This is a genomic window from Inquilinus sp., assembly GCF_039594555.1.
Classification (GTDB): domain Bacteria; phylum Pseudomonadota; class Alphaproteobacteria; order DSM-16000; family Inquilinaceae; genus Inquilinus.
Genome location: NZ_JBCNNF010000023.1, coordinates 1 through 15111, shown reverse-complemented (window position 1 = coordinate 15111; position 15111 = coordinate 1). Strand labels below are relative to the sequence as shown.

General features: G+C 70.0%; 15 protein-coding genes. 1 reads left to right on the top strand and 14 read right to left on the bottom strand.

Translation table 11 applies throughout. The features are described 5' to 3' along the window. Window positions 1-12: 12 nt before the first annotated feature. The 14 genes from ABDW35_RS04290 to ABDW35_RS04225 form a co-directional block, all read right to left on the bottom strand. The gene (locus ABDW35_RS04290) at window positions 13-1011 is read right to left on the bottom strand and encodes a Gfo/Idh/MocA family oxidoreductase (RefSeq protein WP_343712612.1); all 999 of its coding nucleotides are present in this window, start codon (window positions 1009-1011) and stop codon (window positions 13-15) included. Further along, a complete protein-coding gene (locus ABDW35_RS04285; protein ID WP_343712611.1) occupies window positions 1008-1892 on the bottom strand; it encodes a sugar phosphate isomerase/epimerase family protein in 885 nt (294 codons plus the stop codon). Before ABDW35_RS04285 ends, ABDW35_RS04290 begins: the two co-directional genes overlap by 4 nt. A 29-nt stretch (window positions 1893-1921) precedes the next feature. Next, on the bottom strand, window positions 1922-2758 hold the full coding sequence (locus ABDW35_RS04280) for a carbohydrate ABC transporter permease (protein ID WP_343712610.1): 837 nt from the start codon (window positions 2756-2758) through the stop codon (window positions 1922-1924). Continuing rightward, window positions 2758-3684, bottom strand: a complete 927-nt coding sequence (locus tag ABDW35_RS04275; RefSeq protein WP_343712609.1) for a sugar ABC transporter permease — start codon at window positions 3682-3684, stop codon at window positions 2758-2760. The genes ABDW35_RS04280 and ABDW35_RS04275 overlap by 1 nt, the downstream gene beginning before the upstream one ends. Then, a complete protein-coding gene (locus ABDW35_RS04270) occupies window positions 3681-4886 on the bottom strand; it encodes a sugar ABC transporter substrate-binding protein (protein WP_343712628.1) in 1206 nt (401 codons plus the stop codon). The genes ABDW35_RS04275 and ABDW35_RS04270 overlap by 4 nt, the downstream gene beginning before the upstream one ends. 32 nt (window positions 4887-4918) lie before the next feature. Then, window positions 4919-5881 carry an alpha/beta hydrolase fold domain-containing protein gene (locus ABDW35_RS04265; RefSeq protein ID WP_343712608.1) on the bottom strand — a complete coding sequence of 321 codons (963 nt, stop codon included), beginning with the start codon at window positions 5879-5881 and terminating at the stop codon, window positions 4919-4921. Further along, window positions 5878-6561: a GntR family transcriptional regulator gene (locus tag ABDW35_RS04260; RefSeq protein WP_343712607.1), complete on the bottom strand. Its 684-nt coding sequence runs from the start codon at window positions 6559-6561 to the stop codon at window positions 5878-5880. The genes ABDW35_RS04265 and ABDW35_RS04260 overlap by 4 nt, the downstream gene beginning before the upstream one ends. 183 nt (window positions 6562-6744) lie before the next feature. Continuing rightward, entirely contained in the window at window positions 6745-7491 is a 747-nt protein-coding gene (locus ABDW35_RS04255) for a glucose 1-dehydrogenase (protein ID WP_343712606.1), read from the bottom strand. Between the two features lie 30 nt (window positions 7492-7521). After that, the gene (locus tag ABDW35_RS04250) at window positions 7522-8697 is read right to left on the bottom strand and encodes an alanine--glyoxylate aminotransferase family protein (protein ID WP_343712605.1); all 1176 of its coding nucleotides are present in this window, start codon (window positions 8695-8697) and stop codon (window positions 7522-7524) included. A 131-nt stretch (window positions 8698-8828) separates the two neighbouring features. Further along, window positions 8829-9635, bottom strand: a complete 807-nt coding sequence (locus tag ABDW35_RS04245; protein ID WP_343712604.1) for an N-acyl homoserine lactonase family protein — start codon at window positions 9633-9635, stop codon at window positions 8829-8831. A gap of 22 nt (window positions 9636-9657) precedes the next feature. Continuing rightward, window positions 9658-10593, bottom strand: coding sequence for an ABC transporter permease (locus ABDW35_RS04240; RefSeq protein ID WP_343712603.1), 936 nt, complete (start codon window positions 10591-10593; stop codon window positions 9658-9660). A 2-nt stretch (window positions 10594-10595) separates the two neighbouring features. Beyond that, window positions 10596-11690, bottom strand: coding sequence for an ABC transporter permease (locus ABDW35_RS04235; protein ID WP_343712602.1), 1095 nt, complete (start codon window positions 11688-11690; stop codon window positions 10596-10598). Beyond that, window positions 11687-13408: an ABC transporter ATP-binding protein gene (locus ABDW35_RS04230; protein ID WP_343712601.1), complete on the bottom strand. Its 1722-nt coding sequence runs from the start codon at window positions 13406-13408 to the stop codon at window positions 11687-11689. The genes ABDW35_RS04235 and ABDW35_RS04230 overlap by 4 nt, the downstream gene beginning before the upstream one ends. Window positions 13409-13468: 60 nt before the next feature. Then, window positions 13469-14509, bottom strand: a complete 1041-nt coding sequence (locus ABDW35_RS04225; RefSeq protein ID WP_343712600.1) for a BMP family protein — start codon at window positions 14507-14509, stop codon at window positions 13469-13471. A gap of 141 nt (window positions 14510-14650) precedes the next feature. On the opposite strand from ABDW35_RS04225, the gene ABDW35_RS04220 reads away from it, so the two are divergent. Further along, entirely contained in the window at window positions 14651-15046 is a 396-nt protein-coding gene (locus ABDW35_RS04220; RefSeq protein ID WP_343712599.1) for a hypothetical protein, read from the top strand. Window positions 15047-15111: the final 65 nt, after the last annotated feature.

Genomic DNA, 15111 nt, shown 5'->3' with positions numbered 1-15111 from the left:
GAGAGCGCGGATCTATCCGCCGACCTGCCGCCGCAGCTCCTGCAGGTGCCGCATGGCTGTGACGCCGTCGCGGATGGTGGGGGCGTCGGCTGCCTCGCCGCGGAAGGCTTTCAGCGTCACCTCCAGCAAAGCATGGTAGCCCTTCACATCCTCATTGGCGGCGGCGGTGAAGTTGGGCGACCAGGTCAGCGCGTCCTGGGCGTTAGACAGGGTGGCGCCGAGATCCTGCGTCTTGAAGGGCGGGTCGCGGTAGTAGGTCACGTCGATCACGTTGCGCACCTCCAGCCGGTGGTGGTCGCCCATGACCTGGACGAACTCCATCGGCGTGCCGCGGGACTGCACCGTGCCCATGACGATGGTGCCGATGGCACCGCTGTCGAAACCCAGCGCGATGTGCATCAAGAGGCGCCCCGGCCCGTTCTCGACCTTGCGCGCCGAGATCTCGCGGATCGGCGACGCCGCCATGAAGGCCGGCAGGTCCATGTAGTGGACGCAGTGATGCAGGAAGAAGCCGCTGTAGTCGACCGCGCCGCGGAAATAGGTCGGCGCCGTCATGTAGGAACCATAGAAGCCCAGAACCGGGCCGAACTCGCCGCCGCGAACGATACTGCCGGCGATGCGGTTGCCGATCGAGAAGCGCTTCATGAAGCCGAGCACCAGCGGCTTGCCGGCGCGTTCGGAGGCCGCCAGCAGCTCCTCCGCCTGCTCCGGATTGCCGCCGGGCGGCTTCTCCATGAACACCGGCAGCCCCTTGGCCAGCGCTGCGAGGCCGATGGCATGATGCGCCGCCGGGCCGACCGCCATGCCGACCGCGTCCAGCCCCGGATGGGCCAGCAGGTCGCGATGGTCGGCATAGGCGGCGCGGACGCCGAACTGGCGGGCGGCGCGGGCCAGGTTGGCGCCGTCGACATCGCACAGCGCCGCGAGCTCGATATCATGGCGCGTCAGCTGCGGCAGCAGCATCTGGGTCGCGTGGGTGCCGCAGCCGATCCAGCCGATCTTCAGCGTCATCGCCGGTGTCCTCCCATCGCCAGCGCGCCGCGCAGCAGGGCCAGGCTCTGCGTCAGCTTTTCAGTCTCGTCCTCATGCGGCGGCCGCCACTGCGCGATCGGCACGCCGAAGCGGTCGTCGTCTCGGCGGAACGGCTCGACCGAGATCGGACCCTGATAGCCGGCGCCGGCCAGGGCCCGCGCCACCGCCACCCAGTCGGTGGCGCCGGTGCCGATGAAGCCGCGATGGTTCTCGTTCGCCTGGAAATGGACGAAGCGGTCGCCGGCCAGGCGGATCGCCTCGGCGATATCCGCCTCCTCCATATGCATGTGGAAGGTGTCGAGCATCAGCCGCACCTCCGGCCGGCCGACCCGGTCGATCAGCTCCAGCCCCTGGCGGGTGGTGCACAGGATGTCGGTCTCGAACCGGTTCAGCGGCTCGACCGCCAGCGTCACCCCGTGGTCGCGGGCGGCGTCGGCGGCCCGGCGCAGCCCGTCGACGCACCAGTCGCGGCGGCGCAGGCGCAGATCCTCCGGCACCGGCGCCGGCGGCCGTCCGGCGAAGACCAGCGGGTTGCCGTAGAGCGGGCCGCCGACGATGCGCGCGCCGAGCTTCTCGGCGCAGTCGGCGGCGTATCGCAGATACTCGACTCCGGCCTCGCGCGCGCCGGCCTCGTCGCCGGTCAGGTTGCGCTGCAGGTTGACCCGGGCGGCGAGCACGACGGAAAGGCCGGCGCTGGCCAGCGCCCGGCGGGTCTCGGCGAGGTCCAGCTCGCCCGGCTCCGGCACCAGCAGCTCGATGAAGTCGTAGCCCATGGCGCGGATCCGCTCGAACCAGCCGAAATGCTCGGCGGTGAAGGGTCGCGCGACCTGCATGGAGATCAGGCCGATCGGGTTCGGCATTGTCGGGATCACTTTCGGTCGAGGGTCAGTCATCCCTTCACGGCGCCTTGGGTCAGGCCGCCGATCAGGCGTTTCTGGACGAGCAGGAACAGGATGGTGGCGGGCAGGGCACCGACCACGCCGCCGGCGGTCAGCAGGCCCCATTCGATCTGGTATTCGCCGATCAGGGTCTGGATCGCCACGGTCATGGTGCGGACGGTGCGGCCGCCCAAGGTCAGGGCGTAGAGATATTCGTTCCAGGCGGTGATGAAGATGTAGATACCGGTCGCCACCAGCCCGGGGACGCACAGCGGCAGGATCACCCGCCACAGCGCGCCGAGCCGGGAGCAGCCATCGGTCATGGCCGCCTCGTCCAGGCTCTTGGGGATGGCGTCGATGTAGCTCGTCATCATCCAGATGGCGAAGGGGATGGCGACGGTGGCGTTGGCGATGATCAGCGCGAGGTGGGTGTCGAGCAGGCCGAGCCGCCGCATCAGCACGAACAGCGGCAGGATCAGCAGCACGACCGGGAACATGTTGATGACCAGGAACTGAACCATCAGCAGCCGGCGCCCGGCGAAGCGGAAGCGCGAGAAGGCATAGGCGGCGGTGACGCTCAGCGTCAGCCCGACCGCGACCGTGCCCAGCGCCACGATCAGGCTGTGGCCCATATTGACGAGGAAGCTGGTGCGGCCGAACAGCCGCTCGTAGCTGGCGCCGGTCCAGGCCGACGGGTCGACGGCGACGCCGCGGCCGACGATGTCGTCCGGCGGCGTCAGCGAGGTCAGCGCCATCCACAGATAGGGGCCGAGGGCGAAGGCCGCGATCAGCAGCATCGGCAGGTGGATCAGGGCGACGCGCTGCCAGGGGGAGCTGCGGGTGACCATCAGTCCATCGCCCTCGTGGTGCGCCGCAGATAGACCAGGACGAAGCCGGCGAGCAGCAGGGTGAAGATCACCGCCAGCGCCGAGCCGTAGCCGAAGTCGAGATTGGTCCGGGCCTTGATGAAGGCGTAGAGCGGCAGGGTGTGGGTGGCATAGCCCGGGCCGCCGCCGGTCATGACGAAGATGACGTCGATCGAGTTGGCGACCCAGATCAGGCGCAGCAGCACTGCGGTCGCGATCACCCCGGCGATCGAGGGCAGGGTGATCCGCCGGAACTGCTGCCAGGGCGTGGCGCCGTCGATCGCCGCGGCCTCGTACAGGTCGCGCGGCACCGCCTGCAGCCCGGCCAGGATCATCACCGCGAAGAACGGGAAGCCCTGCCAGGTCAGGGTCAGGATGATGGCATAGAGCGAGGTGCCGGGATCGGCCAGCCAGGGGAAGGCGCCCTGCAGCATGCCGAGGCGCACCAGCACGTCGTTCAGCACCCCGGCGTTGGGGTCGTAGATCCAGCGCCACATCAGGGCGATTACGACGCTGGGCAGCGCCCAGGGGATGATCACCACGGCCCGCGCCAGCGGCCGCCACCAGAAGCGCTGGTTGAGCAGCAGCGCGGTGGCGAGGCCGAGCAGCAGCTGGGCCGGGATGGTCACCCCGACCCAGATCGCGGTGTGCTGCAGCGAGGTCCAGAACACCGGGTCGGCCAGCGCCTTGGCGAAGTTGCCGAGCCCGGCGAAGGGCATCTGGTTCGGCCGGAACAGCACGAAGTCGTGCAGGCTCAGCACCACCGCCTGCAGCATCGGCAGGAACACGATCAGCAGCGTGACCAGCACCGCCGGGCTCAGCAGCACATAGGGCAGGATCCGGGTTCGCGAACTGCCGCGGACCGGGGCTCTCTGTGCCGCTGCCAGGGTCATCGAGACGGACTTCATGGGGCGTAGAGCTGCTCGATCTCGCGCATCATCTGCTCGGGCGTAATCTCGCCGGTCAGGGCTCGCTGCATCGCCGCCGGCCACACTGTGTTGACGAAATCCGCGGTCTGCGGCAGCGCCGGCAGGCTGTGGGCGAAGGGCAGGGACTGCACCGTGGCGTCGACGAAGCGCTTCTCGTGCAGCGTCCAGCTGGCCGCGCCGCTCTTGGTCACCGGCAGCTGTCCGGTCGCCTTGTTGAACTCGACATTGGCGTCGCCGCTGGCCAGGAAGGCGATCCATTTCCAGGCCGCGTCCTTATCCTCGGCCGAGGACAGCACGGCCAGGGATTCGTCGCCATAGGAGGTCCAGCGGCCGCCGTTGCATTCCGGCACCGGCACGGCCGAGACCTTGTCGCCCAGCGCCTTCACCATGCCGGCGGAGGAGCCGATATGGTGGATCGTCATCGCCGTGCGGCCCTGCTGGAAGGCGGCGATGATCTCCTGGAACCCGTCATTCGGGGCCGAGGGCGGAAACAGCTTCTGGCTGCGGAAGAGATCGACCAGCCAGGTATTGGCGGCAATCACCTGCTGGCTGGTCAGCCCGCCCTTCTCGAATTTGGCGCCGGCCGACAGGACGAAGGGCCCCCAATGGTCGTAGCCGCCCTTGCTGCCGCGGAAGCCGAAGCCCCAGATGTCCGGCTGGCCGTCGCCATTGGTGTCGCGGGTCAGCGCCTTGGCCGCCTTAGCGAAATCCTCGCAGGTTTTCGGCGGCTGCAGCCCCGCCTCGGCGAACAGATCGGCGCGGTAATAGAGGTAGGAGACGACGTATTGCACCGGCAGGTAGTACTGGTGCCCGTCAGGCCCGCCATTGATCTTCAGCAGGTCGTCCTGCAGGTCGGCCTTGCCGTCCCAGCCGGCGATCCGGTCGTCCAGCGCCTCCAGCGCCCCCATCTCCACCAGCCGCGGCTGCGCGAACAGCTTCACCATCGCCGCGTCCGGCGCATTGCCGCCGGCGATCGCGGTGTAGAGGTTGTCGTAATAGCTGTTCCAGGGGATGTTCTCGGCCTCGACCCTGATCCCCGGATTGGCCGCCTCGAACTTCGCCACCAGCCCCGCCACCGGGTTGTCCGGATTGTCGAAATGGTACCAGAAGCGGACCGTGCTCTCGGCCCGCGCCGACCCCGCGGCCAGCACCAGCAGCGCGGCCAGGGCCGCCCCTCGCATCTTGGTCACGACGTGTCCTCCTCTGTTTATCGTTATGCGTTTTCGTTGAAGCGGCGGGCCCAGGCTCCGGCCTCCGTGAAGGCCTTCCGGGCTTCGTCGAGCGCGAGCGTCATCTGCATGAAGCCGTGGACGACGCCGCGATGCACCCGCACCGGATCGCCCCGCCCCAGCGCCTGCAGCCTTTCGCCGAGCAGCAGCGTGTCGCTGAGCAGCGGGTCGAGCCCGGCGGCGTTGAGATAGAGCGGCGGCAGCGCCCGCAGCGCCGCGTCGCCGGCCGCCAGCGGTGAGACCAGCGGGTGCGTCCAGGTGGCGGGGTCGGGCGCGTACCAGTCGCGGTAGCGAATCATCTTCGCGCTGGTCAGGCCGTAGCCGCCGGGGCCGAAGCGGCGGTGGGAGTCGGTCTCCTGCTCGACGGCATAGACGCCGTAGAACAGCAGGCCGAACGCCGGCAGCGGCCGGCCGGCAGACTGTTCCCGCAGCATCAGCGCCAGCGCCAGGTTGGCGCCGGCGGAATCGCCCGAGATGCCGATCGGCCCGGCGATCCCGTGCCGCGCCAGCGCTTCCGGCAGCGCCCGCCAGGCGGCGACGGCATCGTCCAACCCGGCCGGGTAGGGGTGTTCCGGCGCCAGGCGATAGTCGATGCCGATCACGGCCATGCCCGTCGCCTCGGCCAGGCAGCGCATCGCCCGGTCATGGGTGCCGAGGCTGCAGAATGCCCAGCCGCCGCCATGGATGTACAGGATCGCCCTACGCGCCGTGTCCGGCCGGAACAGCCGCGCCGGGCGTGGGCCGTCGTCGCCGGGCAGCGTCAGCTCGGCCGTCTCCATCGGCGGCAGGTCCCGGTTCCAGCGGAGATTGCCGGCCTCGGCCTGGGCCCGGCCCTCGACGGGCGGCAGGGTGGTCGGGTCTGGCAGATGCCCATCCTCGGCGGCCAGCCGTGCCATGATCGCGGCCATCTCGGGGTTCGGCGCGTCGTTGGGGTCGAAGCCGGTCATGCCTTTGGCCCCTCGGGGGCGGCGCCGAAGATCGATGGGCCGACATCGACGATGGTCTCGATGTGGTGGCCGATGGCGGCGACCGCCGCGGCCTCGTCCCGCGCGGCCAGCGCCTCGACGATGGTCCAGTGGCGCTGGGCCGTGGCCGTCAGGTCGCGCCGCTCGCCGCTGCGGGTGATCTTGAAGCGGTGGTTGTGCAGGATGCAGCGGTGCAGCAGCGGCTCCACCGCCGGCAGGCCGGCCGTCCGGAACAGCCGGCGATGGAAGGCGCGGTCCAGCTCGGTCTGGCCGTATTCGTCGCCGGCCAGCGCCTTCGCCTCCATGCCCTCGATCAGGGCCGTCAGGTCCGGCAGCAAAGCGGGATCGGGGCGGCGCAGGGCACGGGCGATGCCGCGGGTCTCGATGCCGTGGCGCAGCCGGAACATCTCGGCCGCCTCGTCCTCGGTGCAGTCCGCGACGCGGGTGCCCTTGTGCGGCAGGCGATGCACCAGCCCTTCCTCCTGCAGCGCCAGCAGCGCCTCGCGCACCGTGCCCTGGCTGCACTGGAAGCGCTGCGCCAGCTCCAGCTCGAGCAGGGCGATGCCGGGCGCGACCTCGCCCAGCATGATCATCCGCTTGAGGCCGTCGAAGACCTCGGCGCTCTTGCCGGGCCGTATGCCGTCCTGCGCGATGGCAAGCATCTCCGTCCCTGACTCAAATTATCGATATTGATAACGATATCGATAATTAGCCGATGCGCAAGAGCATTCAAAAGCCGTCACGGCACGGACCGGTAGCGGCCGCACGGCGGCCGCTACCACCGCTTGAGATGTCGGACCTGAAGCGCCGGGGTTCCGTCAGGTCCGCCGCTCAGGGATGCCGGTTCACCAGCGCACCATCCCGCCATCGACATTCAGGGTCTGGCCGGTGATCCAGCGCGCGTCGTCGGAGGCGAGGAAGGCGACCGCCGGGGCGATGTCCCGCGGCTGACCCTGGCCGGGGATCGCCTGCAGCATCTCGACGAAGCCGAAGGCCTGGGCGTGCGGGCTGGCCATGACCCCGTCCGACGCGGTCAGCCCCGGCGTCACCGCGTTCACGGTGATGCCGTGCTTGCCCAACTCGGTCGCCAGCGCCCGAGTGAACCCGAACACGCCGCCCTTGGCCGCGACATAGGCCGCCATGTTCGGCGTGCCGGCGAAGATGGTGTTGGAACAGATGTTGATGATCCGGCCCTGGCGGCCGTCCCGCCGCATGAGGTCGGAGGCGGCGCGGGACATCAGGAACACGCCGGTCAGATTGACCGCGATGATCTTGTTCCAATGCGGCAGGTCAACCTCGTCCCAGGCGATGAAGGGGACGATCGCGGCGTTGTTGACCAGGATGTCGACGCCCCCGGTCCGCCCCGCCACCGTCTCGTGCAGCGCCGCGACCGCGGTGGGGTCGGAGACGTCGCAGGCCGCGGCGAAGCTGCCGTTGCCCAGCCCTGCAGCCACGGAGGCGGCGCCGTCGGCATTGATGTCGGCGACGACCACGCGGGCGCCATCGGCCGCCAGCCGCTCCGCGATCGCCCGGCCGATGCCCTGCGCCGCTCCGGTCACGATCGCGACCTTGCCCGAAAGATCCGAAGCCATGTCCCTGTTCCTTCTATCTTCTTTGATTGTTCAGCCGGCGTCGATCGCGGCCATGGCCGCCGCCACGCCGCGGCCGATATCGACCTTGTGGCCCAGCGCGCCGAGCGCCCCGCCCAATGCGCTGATCGCGATGACGGCGTAGAGCGGCTGGGCGGTCGGCCCCATATGGCCGATGCGCACCAGCTTCCCCAGCGTCTCGCCGCGGCCGGAGGAGAAGGTGACGCCGTAGCGGTCGCGAGCGACCCCGCGCAGCGCCGCGTCGGAGACGCCCTCGGGCACCCGCACCGCCGTGGTGGTGGGCGACGCGATGGTTTCGCGCGCCGGCCACAGCGCCAGCCCCATCGCCTGCAGCCCCGCCCGGCAGGCCCGGGCGGTCAGCGCATGCCGGGCCCAGACCGTCTCCGGCCCCTCCGCCAGATACTGGTCCAGCGCCGCGTCCAGGCCGTTGACCTCGGCGACCGAGGGGGTGAAGGGGAAGGGACGGTCGCGCCGCCAGGCGTGCTCCCAGTCCAGGATGCTCAGCATCGAGGCGCGGGGCGCGTCCGGATTGGCCTTCATCTTGGCCCAGGCGCGGTCGGAGACGCCGAGTAGGCTGAGGCCCGGCGCGCCGCCCAGGCACTTGTTCGGCCCGGTGACGAAGATGTCGGCGCGGCAGGCCTCGGGGTGCACATCCATGCCGCCGAAGGACGACACCGCGTCGACGATCAGGTAAGCGCCGTGCTCCGCCACGATCCGGCCGATCGCATCGACCGGATTGATCGTGCCCGACGGCGTGTCGTGGTGGCAGAGCGAGACGATCCGGATGTCGGGGCGCTCCCGCAGCATCCGGGCGACAGCGTCCGGGTCGATCGTTTCGTTGTACGGCACCTCGATCTCGACCAGCTCGGCGCAATAGCGATTGGCCCAGTAGCCGAAGCCCTTGCCGTAGACGCCGGAGGCGAGGTTCAGCACGACGTCGCCGCGGGCGATCAGCGAGGCCGCCGCGGCCTCCAGCCCCAGCACCGGCTCGCCATGCAGGATCACCGGCTTGGTCGACAGGCGCATCGCCGCCTGCGCCTTGCCGACGACCTGCTCATAGAAGGCCTGGAACACCGGGTCGTAATCGTAATGGATGGTGCGCGACAGCCCGCGCAGCACCGCCGGATAGGCGTCGACAGGGCCGGAGGTGAGGGTGAAGACGGGGTCACGCAATGTGGGCGTAGGCATCGGAAACTCCTGTTCGGAGGTTCACTCCCTGCTGTCATTGCCGGGCTTGACCCGGCAATCCAGAGGCCACCAAGAGCGGCTCTTGAAGGCCCCTGGATCCTCGGGTCAAGCCCGAGGATGACAGGAAAGAGCTACCCGTAGAATTTCGGGCCGGTCTGGTAATGGGCGAAGTTCGTGGGGTCGTGCGAGAACATCAGCTCCGCCTCCCGGTCCTCCGCCAGCTTGGCGAGGCGGCGCATCGAGGCGACGCCGGCCACCGGGTCGATGTGGAACGAGGCCTGGCACAAAGTCTCCAGGCTCTTCTGGGTGTAGGCGGCGTCGATCGTGAACAGGATCGGCCGCCGGGTCTGGAATTCGACCAGCAGGCTGTAATGGCCGATGGCGTGGCCGGGGGTGAACAGCAGGTGGACGCCCTTGGCCAGCTCGACATCGCCCGCGATCGTCTCGAAGCGGGAATTGGCGTCGGTGGTGCCGGCCAGCAGCTGGTCGCTCTTGCCGCGCGCGGCCGCGGCGTCGGCCGAGAAGCTCAGGTCGGAATAGCCCAGCACCTCGAAGGGCTGCGGCGTCGCCGCCTGGGCGATCTCGTCGCGGTGGCACAGCTTCTTGGCATGCGGGAAGTACTTGTTGCCGCCGACATGGTCGAAGTGGAAATGGGAGTTGACGACGGTGCCGACATCCTTCGGCTCCAGCCCCAGCAGGCCCAGCGCGCCGGGGATGGTCTGCTCCTTCGTCTGCTGCGGCTTCTCGAAGGGCAGCACCTTCATCACATGGTCGTAGTCGAAGCCGCTGTCGATCAGGAAGCGGCCCTCGGCATGCTCGACCAGGATGGAATAGACCGGGAAGCGGATCTCGCCGCCGGGCCCGCGGTTCCAGAAGACGTGGTAGCCGTCGAGGACGAGCGAGCCGCCGTCGAGCAGATAGACCTTGGTGTCCGTCATGGCAGGGTTCCTCCGGAAGACATCAGCGGGCACCGCGGACATAGGGCAGGCCCAGCGCCGCAGGCAGGCTGGCGCGCCGCCCGAACAGCACCAGCACCGCCATCACCGCGGCGAAGGGCAGCATCTGGATCACGTCGGTCGGGACATTGACGCCCGCGACCTGCAGCGCCGTGGTCAGCGACAGGCAGGCGCCGAAGAGCAGGGCGCCGAGCAGCACCCACACCGGCCGGCCGCGCGCCAGCATCGCCAGCACGATGCCGATGAAGCCGGCGCCGTTGGTCATGAACGGGATGAACAGCCCGGCACCGATATTGGCCAGGAAGGCGCCGCCGATGCCGGCCAGCGCGCCAGTCGCCAGCACCGCGGCGGTGCGGATGCCGATCACGTCGACCCCGGCGGCATCCAGCGCCGCCGGCTTGTCCCCGGCCGCCTGCAGGTCGAGGCCCAGCGCCGTGCGCCGGAACACCCAGGCCAGGACGAAGACCAGCGCGACGGCGAGATAGACCACCGGATGCCGGTCGAACAGCGCCGGACCGATCACCGGGATCGCCGACAGCAGCGGGATCGGCAGCGTGCTCGCGCCCTCCAGCCGCGGATAGCTCTGGGCGAACTGGAAGAAGTGGAGCAGGGCGGTCATGCCCTCGGCGCCCAGGGTCAGGGCGATGCCGATGACGATCTGGTTGAGGCCGAGCCGGACGCAGAGCAGCGCCATCAGCAGGGCCACCAGCAGCCCACCGCCGGCGCCGCCGAGGAAGCCGAGCCAGATCGACCCGCTGGAATAGGCGACCAGGAAGCCGAGATAGGCGCCGGCTAGCATCATGCCCTCGATGCCGACATTCAGCACGCCGGCCTTCTCCGAGATCTGCTCGCCCAGCCCGGCCAGCAGCAGCGGCACGCCGGCGGTGATGGCGCCCAGCACCAGCGAGGTCAGGAAGGCCTGGGTCAGCAGCCCGTCCATGCTCAGGCCCTCATCCGCTCGCGGCGCCGGTGGTCGACGAACTCGACCAGCGCCAGCACGATCAGCAGGATCGACATCACCACCAGGGTGAAGAAATGCGGCACGCCCAGCCGCCGCGCCGCGCTCTCGCCGCCGATCGAAAGCACCGAGAACAGGAAGACGAAGGCGATGCTGGCGAAGCCGTTGAAGCGGGCCAGGAACACCAGCGGGATCACCGCCAGGCCATAGGCCGGGTTCCAGTCGGCGCGGACGTTGCCCTGCACGCCGATGATGTCGACCGCCCCCGCCATGGCCGCGAGCCCGGCCGAGAGGGCGAAGACGGCGATGGTCAGCCGCGGCACCGGCAGCCCGGCATGCACCGCGGCACGGGCATTGGCGCCGACCACCCGCAGCTTCAGCCCGAAGGCGGTGCGGGTCATCATCAGATGCACCAGCACGACGGCGAGCAGGCCGAGCAGCAGGCCGCTGCTGATGGTGCTGCCGAACAGCCGCGGCAGCCGCTCGTCCACCGGCAGCGTCCGGGTCTGCGGCACGGTCGTCGCCGGGTCGCGGAAGGCCAGCTTCACCAGGACATTGGCGAAGGAGGTGCCGAGGAAGGTCATCATCAGGGTGGTGATGATCTCGTTCACCCCCTGATAGGCGCGCAGCAGCGCCGGCAGCAGCGACCAGGCGGCGCCGACCAGGGCGGCCAGGGCCAGGCACAGCGTCAGGGCGATCCAGCCGGGCAGGGCGTCCGCCAGCGGCGGCCCCGCCGCGGCGACGATCACCGCCGCCAGCAGGAACTGCCCGTCGGTGCCGAGGTTCCAGATGCCGGCGCGGAAGGCGACAATCAGCCCGGCGGCGAGGAACAGCAGCGGCCCCATCCGCGACAGCGTCTCCTGCAGGCCGAGCCAGGACAGCAGGCCCCGCTGCAGCACCAGCCCGTAATAGGCCAGGGGATCGGTGCCCAGGGCCAGCAGGACGGCGCCCGACAGCAGCAGGGCGGCCAGGATCGGGCCCAGCGTCACCAGGGCCCAGTGCAGGGCGGCGCCGGCCAGGCCGGGCTTCGCCGGCGGCTTCTGGGCGGGCGCCGTGCCGTTCACCGCATCCGCCGTCATGGTTGCGCCCCGATCATCAGCTCGCCGACGCGCTGCCGCGCCCGGTCGTCATTGGCCACGGTGCCGGCGATGCGGCCATGGGACATCACCGCGATCCGGTCCGACAGCTCCAGCAGCTCCTCCAGGTCGGTCGAGATCAGGATGGTGGCGACACCCGCAGCGGCGGCGTCGCGGATCCGCCGCCGTGCGGCGACGATGTTCTGCACATCCAGCCCGTAGGTCGGCTTGCTGTAGATCACCACCCGGGCGGCGCCGGACAGCTCGCGCGCCAGCAGCACCTTCTGGATGTTGCCGCCGGACAGGCGGCCGACCGGCGTGCGGATACCCGGTGTGCGCACGTCGAAGGCCGCGACCAGGGAGCGGGCGTTCCGGTCGATCTCCTCGGGCCGGTCCAGCCCGCGCGACCAGAAGGGTGGCTCGCCGATCTGCTTCAGCAGCAGATTCAGGGAGACGGGGAAGGCGCCGACCGTGCCTTCGCCGAGTCGGTCGTCGGTGACGTAGCGCAGGCCCAGCCGGCGGCGGGCGCCGACATCCAGCCGGTCGATCGACCGGCCGTCCAGCAGCACCGTGCCGCCGCTCGCGGGCCGCTGCCCCGCCAGTGCCTCGGCCAGCTGCTTCTGGCCGTTGCCGTCGATCCCGGCAATGCCCAGTATCTCGCCCGGCGCGACCTGCAGCGCGATGTCGGCGACGGCCGCCGCGCCATGGCCGGGCACGCTGAGGTCGCGCACGACCAGGATTGGGGCCGGGACATTTTCCATAGTCCCCCCTCCTCTTGCGGGAGGGGGGTAGGGGGAGGGGTCTGCGCGCGTCTGCGCGCGAATGGGCCAAGACCCGTGCTCACCATGCGTGCCACGTTGCGACAATCCAGGCCGGGGCGAGCCGAGAGAACCCCCTCCCCCTACCCCCCTCCCGCGAGGGGAGGGGGGACTCGATGCAGGCGAGGGGAGGGGGGATTCGGAAGACCCGAACATCAGATGCACGATCTCGGCCGTCGCCGCGCGCTCGCCCAGCGCCCGCAGCCGCTCGGGCGGGATCTCGCCGACCTTGCGGCCGAGGCGCAGGATCGAGATGCGGTCGCCGAAATCGAAGGCCTCCTTCAGCTTGTGGGTGATGAAGACGACGGCGATGCCGCGGCCGGCCAGCCGCCGCATCAGCGCGCCCAGCTCCTCCACCCCCTTCGGCGTCAGCATCGACGTCGCCTCGTCCAGGATCAGCACCCGGCTGCCGCGCAGCAGCGCGCGCACGATCTCGGCCTGCTGCTGCTCGCCGAGCGACAGTTCGCCGGTGACGGCATGCGGGTCGATCGACAGGCCCAGCCCTTCGGCGGTGCGGGTGAACTCGGCGGCCAGGCGGGCCCGGTCGGGCCGGTGCCACCAGGACAGGCCGAGCGCCAGGTTCTCGACGACGGTCAGGGTCGGGGCCAGCATCACATGCTGGAACACCGTGCCGATGCCGAAGCCGAGGGCATGGCGGGGCGAGGCGATGGGCTGCTCCCGCCCGTCGATCCGGATCGTGCCCTCATCCGGCTGCAGCAGCCCGGACAGCATCGCGATCAGGGTCGACTTGCCGGCCCCGTTCTCGCCCAGCAGCACATGCACCTCGCCGGGCCGGATCGCGAGATCGACCCGGTCATTGGCGACGACGCCGGGGAAGCGCCTGGTGATGCCGTGCAGCGCGACGATCGGCGCGCCGGCATCGGGCGGCGGTGCTGCGGTCATGGCTCGGTCGCTCCGCACCCCGCCGGCCTGTCACGGCGGGGTGCCGTTCCTGGGAAAGGGCTACTGCGCGGCTGCCGAGACATCCGACATCAGCGCCCGGACCGCGGCCGCGTCCCAGACCGGCTCGACCTTGATCTTGCCGCTGACGATGTCGGCGCGGATCGCCTGCACCTGGGTCCAGACGTCGTCCGGGATCGCCTTCGTCTTCAGCAGCTGCACGGAATCATCGGCCAGGCCGATGGCATAGTGCTTGGTGCCGAAGCTGCCGGCCTTGAGGTCCTGGATCATCGCGGCGTAGACCGGGGTGATGTTCCAGACGACGGAGGAGAGGAGGTTGCCCTTGTCGATGCTGGATTTGTCGCCGATCACGTCGATGAAATAGACCTTGCCGCCATCGGTGGCCTTGCTGGTCTCGACCGCCTGGATCATGCCGAAGCTCGACCCGTTGCCCTGGCCGAAGATGATGTCGGCGCCGGCGGCGATCACCGACTCCGTCACCCGCTTGCCGCCGGCGGCGTCGCTGTAGGCGGCCGGGCCGATCACGGCGTAGCGGATTTTCACCGCCGGCTTCTCCGCCTTCACGCCCTGCGCGAAGGCCGCCGACTGCGAATTCCAGGACGGCGGCTCGCCCGACACGACGATGCCGACCGTGCCGGTCCGCGTCATCTTCGCCGCCAGCCGGCCGGCCAGATAGGCGCCCTCATGGCCGCTCAGCGTGTAGTCGGCGATCAGGCCGGGCTTCAGCAGGTCCGGCCGGTCGACGATCGCCACCGGCACGCCGGTCTCGGCCGCGATCTCCGGGGCGGCGGTGTTGTAGCCGCTGGCATGGGCGATCAGCAGGCTGGCCCCGTCCGCCACCAGCTCGCGCATGGTCGGCCGCACGTCGCCGTAGCCGAGGCCCTCGGCCACGGTGACCTGCACCCCCTCCTTGGCGCCGGCTGCCTTGGCGGCGGTGACGCCCTGCTGGTTCCAGCCGAAATCGGTGCCCTGTTCCGGCGTCAGGATGGCGATGCTCTTCACGTCCCCGGCGCTGCCCGCCGTCGAAGCCAGGGCCAGCATCAGCACGCCGAGGCTGGCTTTGATCATCAAGCTCTTCATCATGTCTCGACTCCCTGTTTATTGTTGTGATGTACGCTGCAGATTATTTGTTATCTTGTGAAAGAGTATTTGTACGATATTGTCTTCTGCAAGTCAGCTTTTCGGGGTGGTCCGATGATGCGGTTCCGGTCCTGCGCCCTTCCGATGATCGCTCTGGCGCTCGCGGCCGGCCCGGCTTTCGCGGCCGGGCACGGCACCGACGGGCTGACGGAACGGTCGTTCCAGGCGGAGAATCGCGGCAACGGCCGCATCGCCTGCGGCGCCGCCATCGCCCACTGGTATTCGGTCGATCTCGGGCAGGCCGGGCCGGGGGCATCGGTCAACGCCCGGCTGTGGTTCGACCCGGCGGGCGGCGCGGTGTACCTGCTCAACGACAAGCAGGACCGGCTGCCGGTCGAGGCGCTGTGGTGCGGCGTGGCCGGCCGCAGCTGGGCGACGCGCAGCCCGATCGACCTGCCGCGCCACGCCGGCCCAGTCGCCGCAGGGGCGGCGATCGCGGTGGGCTGCGCGCCGGAAGGCGACCGGCTGGTCTGCCGCTGAGTCATCCGTCCCGTCCCTCCAGGATCCGCCGCACCGCGACCAGGCGCCGGGCGCGCTCGGCTTGC